General features: G+C 70.3%; 8 protein-coding genes. 6 read left to right on the top strand and 2 right to left on the bottom strand.

Features of this window, described 5'->3' with window-relative positions:
• Positions 1-36: 36 nt before the first annotated feature.
• On the bottom strand, positions 37-2,430 hold the full coding sequence (locus F4X11_21950; GenBank protein MYN67658.1) for an FtsX-like permease family protein: 2,394 nt from the start codon (positions 2,428-2,430) through the stop codon (positions 37-39).
• 62 nt (positions 2,431-2,492) lie between these two features.
• Between F4X11_21950 and F4X11_21945 the strand changes: the two genes are divergently transcribed.
• From F4X11_21945 to F4X11_21925, 5 genes are all read left to right on the top strand, one after another.
• Complete coding sequence (locus F4X11_21945; GenBank protein MYN67657.1) at positions 2,493-5,144, top strand: ABC transporter permease; 2,652 nt, start codon at positions 2,493-2,495, stop codon at positions 5,142-5,144.
• 79 nt (positions 5,145-5,223) lie between these two features.
• Positions 5,224-6,036, top strand: a complete 813-nt coding sequence (locus tag F4X11_21940) for an AraC family transcriptional regulator (protein ID MYN67656.1) — start codon at positions 5,224-5,226, stop codon at positions 6,034-6,036.
• A 194-nt stretch (positions 6,037-6,230) separates the two neighbouring features.
• Positions 6,231-6,767: a hypothetical protein gene (locus tag F4X11_21935; GenBank protein ID MYN67655.1), complete on the top strand. Its 537-nt coding sequence runs from the start codon at positions 6,231-6,233 to the stop codon at positions 6,765-6,767.
• A 113-nt stretch (positions 6,768-6,880) separates the two neighbouring features.
• The gene (locus F4X11_21930; GenBank protein MYN67654.1) at positions 6,881-8,815 is read left to right on the top strand and encodes a pyrroloquinoline quinone-dependent dehydrogenase; all 1,935 of its coding nucleotides are present in this window, start codon (positions 6,881-6,883) and stop codon (positions 8,813-8,815) included.
• Positions 8,816-8,922: 107 nt separating this feature from the next.
• Positions 8,923-9,336: a hypothetical protein gene (locus F4X11_21925; protein ID MYN67653.1), complete on the top strand. Its 414-nt coding sequence runs from the start codon at positions 8,923-8,925 to the stop codon at positions 9,334-9,336.
• A gap of 14 nt (positions 9,337-9,350) precedes the next feature.
• Here F4X11_21925 and F4X11_21920 read toward each other — a convergent pair whose 3' ends face one another.
• Positions 9,351-12,059, bottom strand: coding sequence for a TonB-dependent receptor (locus F4X11_21920; GenBank protein ID MYN67652.1), 2,709 nt, complete (start codon positions 12,057-12,059; stop codon positions 9,351-9,353).
• Positions 12,060-12,314: 255 nt separating this feature from the next.
• Between F4X11_21920 and F4X11_21915 the strand changes: the two genes are divergently transcribed.
• On the top strand, positions 12,315-14,642 hold the full coding sequence (locus F4X11_21915; GenBank protein ID MYN67651.1) for a response regulator: 2,328 nt from the start codon (positions 12,315-12,317) through the stop codon (positions 14,640-14,642).
• Positions 14,643-14,727: the final 85 nt, after the last annotated feature.

The raw sequence follows: 14,727 nt of genomic DNA, 5'->3' as shown, positions 1-14,727 counted from the left end.
GGGGGTCCCTTTTCACGTTGCCACGGGGGTCCCTTTTCAACTTGCCATTTCCACGCGTTGGACGACAGCCTGCGCAATGACGCTGTAGACGCCGGCGATGACCAGCACGAGCGCGAGCAGGCCGAAGGCCGCCACGAGCAGCGCCCCGGCCCGCCGCTCGGCCTGCGAGCCGGCGATCACCTCGTCCATCGACCGGACGTCGGTGACGAAGGCGTGCGGGTCGACGTCGCGGATGCGCGCCTGCACCTCCGACAGTTCATCGAGCGGCTCGCCGACGGTTCGCGCGACCAGCGTGATCGAGGCTTGCGGGTAGAGGCCCGCCGGCAGGTAGACCTCTTCGGTCGGCGCCGCTTCGAGACCGGTGTATCGGACGTCGCCCACGACGCCGACCACCGTCATCCACCAGTCCGGCGTACCGATCGCCGAGGCGATACGCCTGCCGAGCGGGTTCTGCCCCGGCCAGTAGCGCCGCACGAACGACTCGCTCACCAGAATGGTGCGGTTGAACCCCCGCTCGCCCACGTCGTCCCGCGCCGCGAACTCTCGGCCCGAGAGGATCGGGATCTGCATCGTCTCGAAGTACCCGCGGCTGACGACACGCAGGCGATAGACCGGATCCTCGGCGCCGGGCGGCGTGACGTACCCCTCGATGGGCCGGTTGCCGAAGAACCCCCCGTCGCCCATCGGGATGCCCTGGACCACCGCCGCGCCGGTCACCGACGGCAGAGGCCGGACCGCGTCCATCACGTCGCGGGCGAAGGTGGCATTGTGGTCCCACTCGAACTTGTTCTCCGGCAGTGACACCGTCATCGTCAGCAGGTTCGCCGGGTTGAACCCCGGCTCCATCTGCGCCGCGCGCAAGGCGCTGCGGACGAGCAGCCCGGCGCCCAACAGCAGGACCACCGTCAGCGCCACTTCCGCCGCCACCAGCACGCCGACCAGGCGCGTCCGGGCGCCGTCGGTCGTGCCGCGCGCCTCGCGCCCGGTCAGTCGCTCGCCGCGAGCCCTCGCCGCGCGCAGCGCGGGGACGACGCCCGTGACAACGGCGGTGAGCCCGGCGCTCGCCATCGCGAACGCGAGCACCGACGGATTGATCGTCATCTCCTCCAGGGCCGGCAGGCTTCGCGGCAGCCACGGTCGCGCCAGCTCGATGGCCCACGACGCGAAGAGGACGCCGAGAGCGCCCGCACCGACGGCGAGGACGGTCGCTTCGATCAGGAACTGCCGCGCGATCCGCCAGCGCGCCGCGCCGAGCGCCGCGCGGATTGCGACCTCTCGACGCCGCGCGATTCCCCGCGCGAGCAGCAGCGTCCCCACATTGGCGCACGCGATCAGCAGCAGCAGGCCGGTCGCGGCCGACAGCAGCAGGACACCCTCGCGCGAACCTTCGGCCATCTGCTGGCGCAACGGCACGACGCGCACTTCCCAGCCTTCGTGCGCCTCCGGGTGCTCCTCGGCCTGCCGACGCGCGATGGCGTCCATTTCGGCCTGCGCCTGCGCGACGGTCACCCCCGGCCGCAGCTTTGCCACGACGTTGATGAGGCGATCCTCGGCGTCGCGCGAGTCGGTCGGATCGAGGTACATCGGCCACCAGAAATCAATGGTGTCGATGACGGTGCCGACGCCGAGCTCGAAGTCGGCTTCGAGGGGAGGGAACCGCACCGGCGTGGTCGAGACGCCGAGCACGACGAATCGAGTAGGTCCCACCCGGGAGAGATCCCGGGCATGCAAATCGAGCGTTCCGCCGATGAGTGCGTCGTCCGCACCGAACAGGCCGCGCCAGGCGTCGTGGCCGAGCACGAGCGCGCCGGCGCCGCGATCGGCGGCGGCGAAGGCGCGCCCGTTCAACGCGACGCCGAACACGTCGAAGAACTCCGGCGTCGCCGCCAACCCGCTCAACCGATGGCTGCGTACGCCGTCGATGACGTCGAGCGAGCCCCAACGGTAGCCGGCGACGGCGTCGAACGACGTCGCCTGCCGTTGCCAGTCGACAAGCGTCCCGCCGGCCGCGCGGGTGAACGGAAAGTCGTCGAGCGGGCGGTAGCTGCGGAGGGCGACGAGCCGGTCGCCGTCACGGTAGGGGAGCGGGCGGAGCAGCAGCGTCTCGCTGACGCTGAAGACGGCCGTCGCCCCGCCGATGCCGAGCGCGAGCACCAGCGCCGCCGTGAAGACGAAGACGCGGTTGCGGCCGAAGTAGCGGAGGGCGCCGCGAAGGTCCTGGAGCAGGTCCTCGGCGTGGCGGAACGCGAAGAGGTCATGGCGCTGCAGCTCCCGGTCGTGCCGTCGGTTGAACAGCACGTGGAGTCGTTGGCGCAACCGGCTCAGGAACCGCACCTCTGTCAGCCCTCCTCGAGTACGGCGGCCACACCGCCCCGCGATGGCCTGCCTCGCGTGAGACACACGCGGACCTCCAGCCGTCGCCGGCGCTATGCCTTGACCTTCTACAGGTTATCCTATACATGTAGAAGGATGAGGTATAGCGGAGGTGCGCGTTGAGTTGGTGGCGGCGGCTACGCGATCGTGACGGCCTCGAGGATCGGCTCGACGCCGAGTTGCGCGACCACGTCGAACGGCAGGTGGCCGATCATGTCCGGACCGGGATGCCGGAAACCGAGGCGCGCCGCCGCGCGCGACTCGACTTCGGGGGGCTCGATCAGGTCAAGGAGCTGTGCCGCGACGCGCGTCGACTGCGGTGGCTCGCAGACGCCTGGCGGGACGTCCGTTTCGCTGCACGTCTCCTCGCGAGGAATCGGTCGTTCACCCTCGTCACCGTGTCGGTTCTTGCGCTGGGGATCGGCGTCACGACGCAGTTCTTCGTGATGTTCTACGCGATCACCTTGCGCAGCCTGCCCATCGACGACCCGGAGCGCGTCGTGCACATCTCGACGCGCGACGCGCGCGCCCGGCGGGGAGGCGTCTCGTACGCCGACTTCGAGGATATTCGTGATGCGACGACGTCCTTCAGCGCCCTGGCGGCCTACCGCGCGGGGCCGGTCGCGATTGGCGACGACGACCTGGCGCCGGCGCGATTCGAGCGGGTTTTCATTTCGGCATCCGGTCTCGGCCTCCTCGGTGAAACGCCGATTCTCGGCCGCGACTTCCGGGACGCCGACGATCGACCCGGCGCCCAACGAGTGGTCATCCTCGCCGCGCACGCGTGGCGCGATCGATACGGCGGTGATCCGGGCGTGGTGGGTCGCGTGATCCGCATCGACGGCGAGCCGGCGGCCGTGATTGGCGTCATGCCCGACGGCTTCCGGTTTCCGCGACTGGCCGACCTGTGGCAGCCGGTGTCCCAGATCGCGGGGCTGGAGCATCAACCCAGGGACGCTCGCGGCTTCGAGGTCATCGGCCGGCTGGCCCATGACGCTACCGTCGCGCGGGCGGCGGCCGAGATCGACGCGCTCACGGCCGTGCTCGCACGCGACCACCCGGAGACCCACGACGACGTTCGCCACGTGGCGGTGACCGTTCCCGAGCGGTTCGTCGGCAGCGATGCAAGCGACCCGACGTGGTTCGCGTTCCTCTCGGCCGGCGCGCTGGTCCTCCTGATCGCCTGCGCCAACGCCGCCAACCTGCTGCTCATGCAGGCGGCGCGGCGCGGCCATGAAATCGGGGTGCGGATGTCGCTCGGCGCCAGCCGGTGGCGCGTCATCCGGCAATTGCTGATCGAGAGCACACTGCTGGCGTCTCTCGGCGTGCTGGTGGGCAGCGGTCTCGCCATGCTGGGTCTGCGGGCGCTCGACAACGCCATTCCCGACGGCATGCTCGGGTACTGGATCACCTTCGACTTCGACATCCCGGTGTTCGCCGCGATGAGCGGCATCGGCTGCGCCACCGTGTTTCTCTTCGGTCTGATCCCGGCCCTTGCGGTGTCACGCGCCGGCGGCGGGTCGCTCAGGCACGACGCGCGCACCGGCGCGGGCCGGACCACCAGCCGCTGGACCAGTGTGTTCCTGACGGCCGAGTTCGGCCTGACGCTCATCCTGCTGGCGGGGGTCTCCGGCTCCGTGCTCAGCTTCATCGATGCGCAACGCACGTTCGCCGCGCTGGACCCGTCGGGTGTCCTGACCGCGCAGGTGAACCTGACGACCAGCCGGTACGAGACACCCGCGGCGCGCGCCGCGTTCTTCGAGGACGTGCGCGATCGGCTCGGCTCCCGCGGGGGGACTACGGCGGCGATCGTCAACGCCCTGCCGGGCGGCGGACGCGGCGGAACGACGGAACGCCAGGTCATCATCGACCAGCGCCCGGCGGCGCCGGCCGAAGTACTGCCGACCGTCTTGACGTTGGCGACCGGGCCGGGCTACTTCGACACCCTCGGCGTGCCGCTGCTGCGGGGACGGCCTTTCTCCGAGCGCGACGGGGCGCCGGAATCGAGCGCCGCCATCGTGAACGCGCGGTTCGTCGAGATCCACTTCGCGGACGAGGAGCCGCTCGGCCGCCGCATCCGGCTCGTGACGGAGGCGCCGGAGGCGGGCGACCCGCAGGCTGTCTGGTTGACCATCGTCGGTGTGGCGCCGACGTTGCGGCAACGTCTCGGGCGCGGCAGCCCCGACCCGCTGGTCTATCTTCCGTACCGCGCCGACCCGCCCCGGACGGCGACGCTCGTCGTTCGTTCGCCGGGCGATCCGACGGCGGCAGCGTCCCGGGTTCGCGAAACGGTCCGGCAGCTCGATCCGGATCTCCCGCTGTTCCGGGTGGCCACCCTGGAGCAGGCCCTCCACCGCGCCTCCTGGAACGGTCGCACGGCCCAGGCGACGCTGTGGACCATTGCGCTGATTGCCCTCATCCTGTCGACGGCGGGCCTCTACGCGGTGACCTCGCACGCGGTCCAGCAGCGTCTTCGCGAAATCGCCATCCGGATGACGCTCGGCGCACAACCGGCGCAGGTGAGCTGGCTGGTGCTCTGGCGAGCGATCCGTCATCTCGCGATGGGGACCGTCGCGGGCGTCGCCGGCATCGCGGCCTGGAGCACCTGGATCGCCGGCTGGGACACCGGCGGCCGAAACGAATGGGTCTTCCAGTTCCTGCTGCTCGCGCCGGGAGCGGTGGTCGTTGCACTCGTCGGTCTCACGACCACGCTCGCCTCGGTGCGGCGCGCGGCGCAGCTCGATCCGATGACTGTCCTGCGGCAGGAGTGACGCGGTCGCCTCGTCGTACCGCGTAGTCGACCACGCCACCGTCAGGCTTACGCTGTCGACCGGGTTACCATGCGGCATCGTGCCGATACGGTACCGCGAGTTTCCCGTCGACGACGCGCTCGCTCCCTACGTCCGGCAGATCTGGCTGTTCGAATGCGACCGCGCGGCCCTGTTCGGCGGGCCGGAGCGGATCGTGGCGGACGGCGTCGTCGAGGCGATCTTCCACTACCGCCGTCCGTTCACGATGCGTTTCGTGGGCGCGGACGCCGCGGCGCAACCTGTCAGCCTGCTGGTCTCCCAGATCGGCCGCTACGTCGAGATCCAGCCGGCCGGCGCCGGCGGATTCGTCTCGGTACGGTTCCATCCGTGGGGCGCGCACCACTTCTTCGGGGTTCCGATGCGCGACATCGGGGATCGCGCCACGCCCGCGGACGAGGTATGGCCCCGCCGCGACGTCCGCGCGGTCGAAGACCGGATTGCGACGGCCGCGACCGACGAGGATCGGGCCGGCGCGGTGCAGGCGTTTCTGCGGCGGCGTCTCGACATCCACCGGAAGCAGGACGTCTCGGCGCTCGTCCGCGCGCTGTGGCGGACGCGCGCGCCGCTGCGCATCGATCGCATCGCCGGGTCGCTGGGCGTCAGCCAGCGGGGTCTCGAACGGACGTTCGCCGCCGCCCTGGGCATGACGCCGAAGCACCTGACGCGGCTGGCGCGGTTCCTGCGCGCGTGCCGGCGCCTGCGGCACGCCCCGGCCGCCCGGCTGACCGGGGTGGCCCACGACGCCGGGTTCTACGACCAGGCCCACTTCATCCACGAGTTCAGGGCTTTCTCGGGCATGACGCCGGGCGAGTTCGCGGCCAGCCCGCGCGTGTCGGCGCTCGACGTCGAGTAGCCCGACAATCGTCGCCGAACGCGACCGCCGAGGTCCCGCCACGGCCTCCGATTGCCGCCCAACCGGGTTTGGCCAGGAGGTCTGCACCGTTCCACGGCGCAAGCTGCCAGCCTGTCGATTCCTTACAATCCCGAGCCTGACCGGCGCGGTACCGTCAGCCCCATCGCTCGACCATGTCTACCCGGGAGGATTCCATGAGAGCCATCGTGACCACGTTGCTGTTCGCGTCCATCGCCGTTCCCGCAGCCGGCCAGCAGGCCGGCACACCGGATCGCTGGTCCGCGTTCGAGTTCTTCATCGGCGCGTGGACCAGCGAGGAGACCGCCACGTTCGGCGACGGCAGCGGCGAGCGCACGTACGAGTTGGTACTGCAGGATCGCTATCTGCTCGGACGAAACAGATCGGTCTTCCCTCCGCAGGACGGCCTGCCCGATGGCGACGACCACGAGGACTGGACCGTGGTCAGCTACGACAATGACCGCGGCACATACGTCCTGCGCCAGTTCAACAGCGAGGGGTTCGTGAACACGTTCGTCCTCGACGAGACGTCCACGCCGCCCGGACGCATGGTGTTCGTCCTCGAGGCGTCGGAAAACGCGCGCAGCACGCGGGCGACGCTCACGGTGACGCGGACAGATGCACGCAGCTTCGAGGAGGTCTTCGATCTGACGCTGCCCGGCGCGACGAACAGCATCACGATTCGCGGACGCTGGACGCGAGCCGCTCCCTGACGCCGCTCGCCCAACCGGCTCGGCGGCGGCCGCGATTTCCTCGGATTGCGCGGGGGACGAGCGCCCTCCGCTTAGAATGAGTCCTGCAAGCGGGAACCTTCGAGGGGTAGCCAATGCATTGGACTGGTTCGCCGACGGCGGCGCGTTTCGCGGTCGGGTTGCTCTTCGCGATCGCCATGGCGGCGGCGCCCCCGGAAGCGCCCGCCCAGGCCGGCGCCGACCCGCACGAGTGGCGCTTCTATGGCGGCGATCCCGGCCACACCAAGTACACGCCCCTCGACCAGATCACGGCGGACAACGTCGGCCAGCTTCGCATCGCGTGGACCTGGACGTCGGTCGACGACAAGCTGCGCGCCGAGAACCCGGTCATCCGCGACGGGCAGCGGTTCCGCACCTACGCCTACGAGGTGACGCCGCTGGTGGTCGACGGCGTGCTCTATGCCACCACCAACCTGGGGCAGGTCGCGGCCATCGACCCAACGACCGGCGAGACGATCTGGAGCTACGACCCCGGCCTCTACCTGGACGGCCGCCCCGCCGTGCACGGTTTCCTGACGCGGGGGCTCGCCTACTGGACGGACGGCGAGGATGCCCGGCTGCTCTATGCCGGCGGGAGGACCTGGCTGGTCTCCGTGGACGCCAAGACCGGCAAGCCGGATCCGCAGTTCGGCCGGAACGGCCGGGTCGACCTGACGCGGGGACTCGGCCGCATCATCGACACCAGCCAGTACGCGGTCAGCTCGGCCCCGCTCGTGGCCGGCGACACGGTGGTGGTCGGTTCGGCGATCACGGAGGGCCGTGGCCGCAAGGAGGCGCCGCCGGGACACGTACGCGGCTACGACGTCCGCACCGGCGAGATGAAGTGGATCTTCCACACGATTCCGCAGCCCGGCGAGTTCGGCAACGAGACCTGGGGCAACGAGTCGTGGAAGTGGTCGGGCGGGGCCAACGTCTGGTCGAACATGAGCGCCGACCCGGAGCTCGGCTACGTCTACCTGCCGGTCGGCTCCCCGGTCACCGACTACTACGGCGGCCACCGCCCCGGCGACAACCTGTTCGCCAACTCGCTGGTCTGCCTCGACGCCGAGACCGGCGAGCGGGTCTGGCACTTCCAGTTCGTGCACCACGCGGTGTGGGACTACGACCTGCCGGCGGCGCCGAACCTGATCGACATCACGGTCGACGGGCGGCCCATCAAGGCGGTCGCGCAGATCACCAAGCAGGGGTTCACGTTCGTCTTCGACCGGGCCACAGGCCAACCGGTCTGGCCCATCGAGGAGCGTCCGGTCCCGCCGTCGACGGTGCCGGGCGAGCGCACCTCCCCCACGCAGCCGTATCCGACGAAGCCGCCGCTCTACCTGACCAACGGCTCACTGGAAGAGGACCTGATCGACTTCACGGACGAGCTGCGGGCCGAGGCGCTGGAGATCTACCGGCGGCACACTGCCGGCCCGCTCTACACACCGCCGGCGCTGGGCGGCAACATCGTGCGGCCGGGCTGGAGCGGGGGCGCCAACTGGTGGGGCGCCGCCTTCGATCCGGAGACCGGGCGGCTCTACGTGCCGAGCTGGGCGCACTTCTCGTTCGTCGTGCTCGAGCCCGGCGATCCGGCGAACTCTGACCTGACGATACGCCCGCAGGTGAGCAACCTGCCGGGCCCGCGCGGGCTCCCTCTCTTCAAGCCGCCCTACTCGCAGCTCGCGGCGCTGGACATGAACGCGGGCGAGAAGCTCTGGAGCGTGCCGCTGGGCGACGGCCCGCGGGATCACGAAGCGCTGCGCGGCATGGACCTGCCCCCGCTCGGCAGCTACGAGAAGGGCGGCGGCCCCCTGCTGACGAAGACGCTGCTCTTCATCGGCCAGGGCATCGAGTCGAACCGGCTGCGCGCGTTCGACAAGGACACCGGCTACGAGCTGCTCGAGATGGAGCTGCCCGCCCGGTCGTCGTCCGCGCCGATCAGCTACCTGGCGGACGGCCGGCAGTACATCGTCCTGGCTGTCGGCGGCGGAGCCGATCGGGAGCAGCTCGTCGCGCTGGCGCTGCCGTAAGCCTCGCACGAGCAGGGACCGGAAGCTGGCCGCCACGCCGGGACTGAACGTCCGCATCGACATCTCCGCCGAACTAGAATCGAGACGACACCGCGAGGGAGCACTCCATGAGAACCGTCATCGTCGCCGCCATGCTGCTCGGCATCGCCGGGGCCGTGAAGGCGGAGGCCGCACCGCAGGACGAAGGCGCGTTCGTCTTCCGGCGCATCTGCAACATCCAGCCGGGACGGAATGACGCCGCCCGCACGCTCGCGCGGGACATGGACGACTTGGTCCAGAGAAACTACCCCGGCGCGGAGATGACGGTGCAAACGGGTCGCTGGATAACCGGCGCCCAGAACATCGAGCGGCCCGTCGACCAGATCCTCTTCAGCGAACGGCACGCCGATCCCGGGATGCGCCGGGACTTCAGCGAGATCCTCATGGGCGACGACGAGTTTCGGGCCCTGCAACGGGAGCTGGCGGGGGTCATCGACTTCGTCAGTTGCACCGAGACCCGATTCCGGGAACGTCCCCGGTAGGAGCCGGCGGCGGCTCAACCGCCCCAGTCGTAGCCGATGCGCACGTAGTAGTAGGCGCCGCTGTAGCCCCACGGGATGTACTCGCTGTACTGCTCGCCGACCGCATTGGCGAGGACGGACACCTGCGAGTAGGTGTCGAAGACGTTCTGTCCCCCGACGGCCAGCGTCGTGCCCCGGCCCAGATCCACGGTCAGCTCCAGGTCGACGATCGGCCGGCCCTCGAAGAAGCCCTGTTCCAGGCCGCCGGACGGATCGAAGATCTGCCGGCGCCCGCTGTCGTAGTCGTACCAGCCGCTGTAGTAGCTGAGGCGGCCCAGCAGGCTCGCCCGCCCGAGGCGTTGCGTGACGCCGGCGTTCCAGCGGGTGCGCGGCAGGGCGTAGGCGTACTCGGCGATGCGCCGGCCGTCGAGCAGACCCTTGTCGTTGTCCGTCACCTCGGTGTCGGTGTGGTTGAAGACGGCGCTGATGACCGTGTTCCCGCGCAGCGCCAGCGGCGTCCAGGTGGAGACGATGTCGACGCCCTGCGACGTCGTGCCGAAGGCGTTGGTGAAGAACCGGTAGTTCCGCACGCTCTCCGCCGCCTCGAATCCGCCGGCAACGACCGCCGCGATCTCCGCGGGCGTGAGGACGAAGTTGCTCGTGATGCCGATCCGGTCGGACACGTCGATGCGGAAGTAGTCGGCCGTCAGCGTGAAGGGACCGCCGCCGAACACGACGCCGCCGGTGTAGTTGATCGATTCCTCGGGCTCGAGCGGCGCGCCCCCGCGCAACAGCGCCACCGGCGAGACCGATGGGATGACCGCGTTGTTGACCAGATCGCCCACCGTCGGGTCGAACCAGCTATGGATGTTCAAGCCGTGCTGCTGCCCGGGGGTCGGCGCCCGGAACCCGGTGCTCACGCTGCCGCGCACGAAGCCGACGCGGCCCGACAGCTTGCCGTTCGCCGTCGTCCCGAAGTCCTCGAAGTCCTCGAAGCGCACCGCCGCGCCCAGCGTCCACGCGTCGCCCGGGTCGGTCACCTCCAGGTCGCCGTAGGCCGCGACGTTGTGGCGGCTCCAGGTGCCCGCCTGCGCCGGGCTGTAGGCGAAGACGCCGTTGGAGCCGGCCATGAAGCGCTGCGCCGCGTACGGGCCCACCATCCAGCCCGCGCGGTCGCCCGCGCGCAGGCCGAACCGCTCGTCGCGCCATTCCGCGCCGGCGGCGAGGTTGACCCGCTCGCTGACCGCATGCGACACGTCGACGTTGAGGCTGACGTCCCGCTGGCTGTTCCTGCCGACGTCGAACGCGTTGGGCGACATCAGGCCGAGCGATGCATTGATGGTGTCGCGGATGAAGAAGTCGGTCCGGTGCATGCCGACCGAGCCGCTCAGGTCCCAGTTGAAGCCGCCGGCCGTGAAGCCGCGCACCCCGCCGGCCACTGACGCCTCGGTCGCCGTGCCGCCGGTCTGCGGCGTGAAGCCGCCGGGGAACAGCTCCTGGAACGTGAAGCAGTTCGGGTCGTCGGCCACCTGCCGAAGAGCGACCGCGTCCGGCACCAGGTCGGTGACGGCGACCGTCGGGCAGTCGGCCGAGCCCATGCCGCCCGCCGCGAGCACGTCGCCCACCAGCAGCGTGCGGCCGCCGTCGTTGCTGAACACGCCGAGCCGCGTGTTCGGGTTGCGGAAGAAGATGCCGTAGGTCACCTTCCGGGTGGCGTAGCTGGTGTGGGCGTACGCCTGCACGCCGGCCGGCAGCGTGTAGCCGAAGTTGCCGAACGCCTTCAGGTCGTTGTCGACGGCCGGGTCGCCCCAGACCTGCGGGTGGTCGGAGGGGACGTGCGTGTTGCCGGCCGCGATCAGCGCCATCGCGTCGCGCCGCGGCGCGGCCCGGTCGGTCGGGTTCGCGTTGCCGTACTCCAGGCTGAGGTTGGCGAACCCGGTGGCGCCGAGCGGCAGGCCGACGTTGCCGGCGAACTGCGTCGATTCCCCGTCGCCGGCCTGGTACATCCCGGTGTTCAGCTCGACCGAGCCGCCGGCACGGGCGTCCTTGAGCTGGAAGTTCATCACGCCGGCGATCGCATCGGAGCCGTACTGGGCCGCCGCGCCGTCGCGCAATACCTCGACCTGCCGCAGCGCAATCGCGGGGATGGCCGAGATGTCCGGGCCCTGCGAGCCGAACGCCACGCCGTTGCCGCCGTGCCAGTCGACTATCGACGAGCGGTGCCGGCGCTTGCCGTTGACCAGCACCAGCGTGTGGTCCGGGGCCAGGTTGCGGAGCATGGCGGGGCGGACCACCGTCGAGCCGCCGCTGATCGGCTGGGTGTTGGTGTTGAACGACGGGATGATGGTGCGGAGCTGGTCCTTCAGGTCCCCCGCCCCCTGGCTGACCAGGTCGGTGGCCGAGAGCACGTCCACCGGCACCGCCGACGCGGTGGCGCTGCGCGGCTGCGCGCGGGAGCCGACCACCACCGTCTCCTCCGTGAAGCCGGCGAGCAGCCGCCGCATCTCCGCGGGCGACATCCCCAGCGCCTCGATCTCGGCCGGCGTCATCCCCAGCGCGCGGCCCAGCTCTTCGACCAGCGCGTCCGTCCGTTTCTCGACCTGTTCCTGCGGGGCGGAGTCCTGCGGCTTCGCGGCCGCGCCGGCCGCCGGCAACGTCCATACCGTCGCGAGCACGGCCAGCATCGGGACGACCCGCCACCGCGTAGCTTTCGGTCCCGATCCTGGTCTTGTTGTTCGCTTCATGGACTCGGAACCTCACGGCAGCAGCGGCTGCCCGACCTCTCGACTTCCCGCCCAATGGGTCCGCACACGCCGCGGGAACATGCGTTCCTTGCGGTTGCGAAGCCTTCGCGCGTTCTCGTTGGTAACCTTAGCGGAACCAATGTGAAGGATGTGTCCTCAATGCGCGGAATGTGTGTGAAATTTTCGCTATTCCAGTCGTGGCGAGAGGATGACCCGCGGCGTGGTTCACTGTCGATCCGACAGGGCTGGTGACCGATGGAGAATTCACGGAACCGCACTTCCGAGCTGATCGCGGCCATGCTGCGCATCAGCGGAAGCCTGGACCCGGACACCGTCCTGCGCGAGATCGTCGAGAGCGCCCGCACGCTGACCGGGGTCGGGATGGGCCTGCTCACCACGGTCGATCGAGCGGGGCAGGTCCAGGACTTCATCACCTCCGGGGTGGCGGCCGAATTCCGCCGGCAACTGATCGACTGGCCCGACGGGCCGCGGCTCTTCGAGCACCTGCGGAACCTGCCGGGACCGCTGCGACTGCGCAATCTGTCCGCCTACGTGCGTTCGCTCGGGTTTCACTCCGACCTGATACCCCCGAACACCATGCTGGCAACGCCGATGCGCCACCGGGGCGAGCACGTCGGCACGTTCTTCCTCAGCGACAAGGAGGGCGGGCGAGAGTTCACGGGCGAGGACGAAGAGGTGGCGATGCTGTTCGCCTCCCAGGCGGCGACGGCCATCGTGAACGCCCGCACGCACCGCGACGAACGACGGACCCGGGCGGACCTGGAGGCGTTGATCGAGACCTCGCCGGTGGGCGTCGTGGTCCTCGATGCCAGGACCGGCCAGTTCGTGTCGGTCAATCACGAGGCGAGGCGGATTGTCGAAGGTCTCCGCACGCCGGGCCGCCCGGCGGAGGAGTTGCTGCCGGTGCTTACCTGCCACCGGGCGGATGGACGAGTGGTCGCCCTCGGCGAGTTGCCGCTGGTGCGACACTTCAACCATCCCGAGACGGTGCGCGCCGAGGAGATCGTGCTGTCCGTCCCGGACGGCCGGAGCGTCAGGACGCTGATCAACGCCACGCCGATCCACTCGGCGGACGGTGTCGAGTCGCTGGTCGTCACGCTGCAGGACCTCGCGCCGCTGGAGGAGCTGGAGCGGCAGCGCACCGAGTTTCTGGCCATGGTCAGCCACGAGCTGCGCGCGCCGCTGACCTCCATCCTCGGCTCGACCACCGCACTGCTGCGCGCCGCGCCGGGGTTGGACCCCGCCGAGGTGCACGAGTTCCACCGGATCATCGACCAGCACGCCAACCGCATGCTCGGCCTGATCAGCGAGCTGCTGGACGCCGGCCGCATCGAGACGGGGACGCTGTCGGTCGCGCCCGAGCCGTCGGACGCGGCGGTTCTGGTGGATCAGGCCAGGAACACGTTCCTGAGCGGTGGCGGGAGGCATGCGGTCCGCATCGACCTGCCGCCCGACCTGCCCCGGGTGATGGCCGACCGGCAGCGGATCGTCCAGGTCCTGAACAACCTCTTCTCCAACGCGGCGAGGCATTCGCCCGTGTCGTCTCCCATCCGCGTCGCCGCGGCGCGCGACGGCGTCCACGTCGGTATTTCGGTGTCCGACGAAGGCCCGGGCGTGCCGCCGGACCGGCTGGCGCACCTGTTTCAGAAGCACGCGGGCGTCTCCGGAGGCGAGCGGGAACGGGGGGCGGCCGGGACCGGCCTGGGCCTAGCCATCTGCAAGGGCCTGGTGGAGGCCCACGGGGGCCGCATCTGGGCCGAGAGCGGCGGCGCGGGGGAGGGAACGCGGTTCACGTTCACGATTCCGGTGGCCGACGGGGCCGGCAGCGGCACGGCGGCCGACCTCGTCCAGGACCGTTCCGGCTCTTCGCAGCCGGGCCAGGCGCAGAAGCGAATCCTCGTGGTCGACGACGACCCGCAGATGCTCCGGTACGCTCGGGAGACGCTCGCCGGCGCCGGCTACGCCCCGGTCGTCACCGGCGATGCGCGGGAGCTGCCCGTCCTCATCAGGACGCACACGCCCGAGCTGGTCCTGTTGGACCTGCTGTTGCCGGGGCCCGATGGAATCGAGCTGATGCAGCAGGTCCCCGAGCTGACCGACCTGCCGGTCATCTTCATCTCCGCCTACGGCAGGGACGAGACGATCGCCAGGGCCCTGGAGACGGGCGCCGTCGACTACATCGTCAAGCCCTTCTCGCCGATGGAGCTGACGGCGAGGGTTCGCGCCGCGCTGCGCCGGCGCGCGGACCCCGAAACGTTCGTGCTGGGGGAGCTGACCATCGACTACGACCGCCGCCGGGTGCGTGTGGCCGACCGCATGTTGGAGCTGACGGCCATCGAGTACGAGTTGCTGCGCGTGCTGTCGGTCAACGCGGGAAGGGTAGCGACCCACGAGGTGCTGTTGCGCCAGGTCTGGGGCGCCAGGGGCCCCGCCGACACCAAACGCCTGCGGGCCGCGGTCAAGAACCTGCGCGCCAAGCTGGGCGATGACGCGGCCGAGCCGGCCTACATCTTCAACCAGCGCGCCGTCGGCTACCGCATGCCCCACCCGGGCGAACGGTAGGTTGGGCCTGCGACATCCACGGCGTCGCATCCGGCGCGGGGGCCGCGCAACCGCCTTGGAATATAGTGGCGACTGCAACGCAGAA

Source organism: Acidobacteriota bacterium, assembly GCA_009861545.1.
Classification (GTDB): domain Bacteria; phylum Acidobacteriota; class Vicinamibacteria; order Vicinamibacterales; family UBA8438; genus WTFV01.
This window is presented reverse-complemented; position numbering and strand designations above follow the sequence as displayed.

Bases quoted from the DNA above. Each gene is read 5' to 3' on its own strand.
- F4X11_21935 (MYN67655.1), top strand. From the start codon at position 6,231: ATGAGAGCCATCGTGACCACGTTGCTGTTCGCGTCCATCGCCGTTCCC.
- F4X11_21930 (MYN67654.1), top strand. From the start codon at position 6,881: ATGCATTGGACTGGTTCGCCGACGGCGGCGCGTTTCGCGGTCGGGTTG.
- F4X11_21925 (MYN67653.1), top strand. From the start codon at position 8,923: ATGAGAACCGTCATCGTCGCCGCCATGCTGCTCGGCATCGCCGGGGCC.
- F4X11_21920 (MYN67652.1), bottom strand. From the start codon at position 12,059: ATGAAGCGAACAACAAGACCAGGATCGGGACCGAAAGCTACGCGGTGG.
- F4X11_21915 (MYN67651.1), top strand. From the start codon at position 12,315: ATGGAGAATTCACGGAACCGCACTTCCGAGCTGATCGCGGCCATGCTG.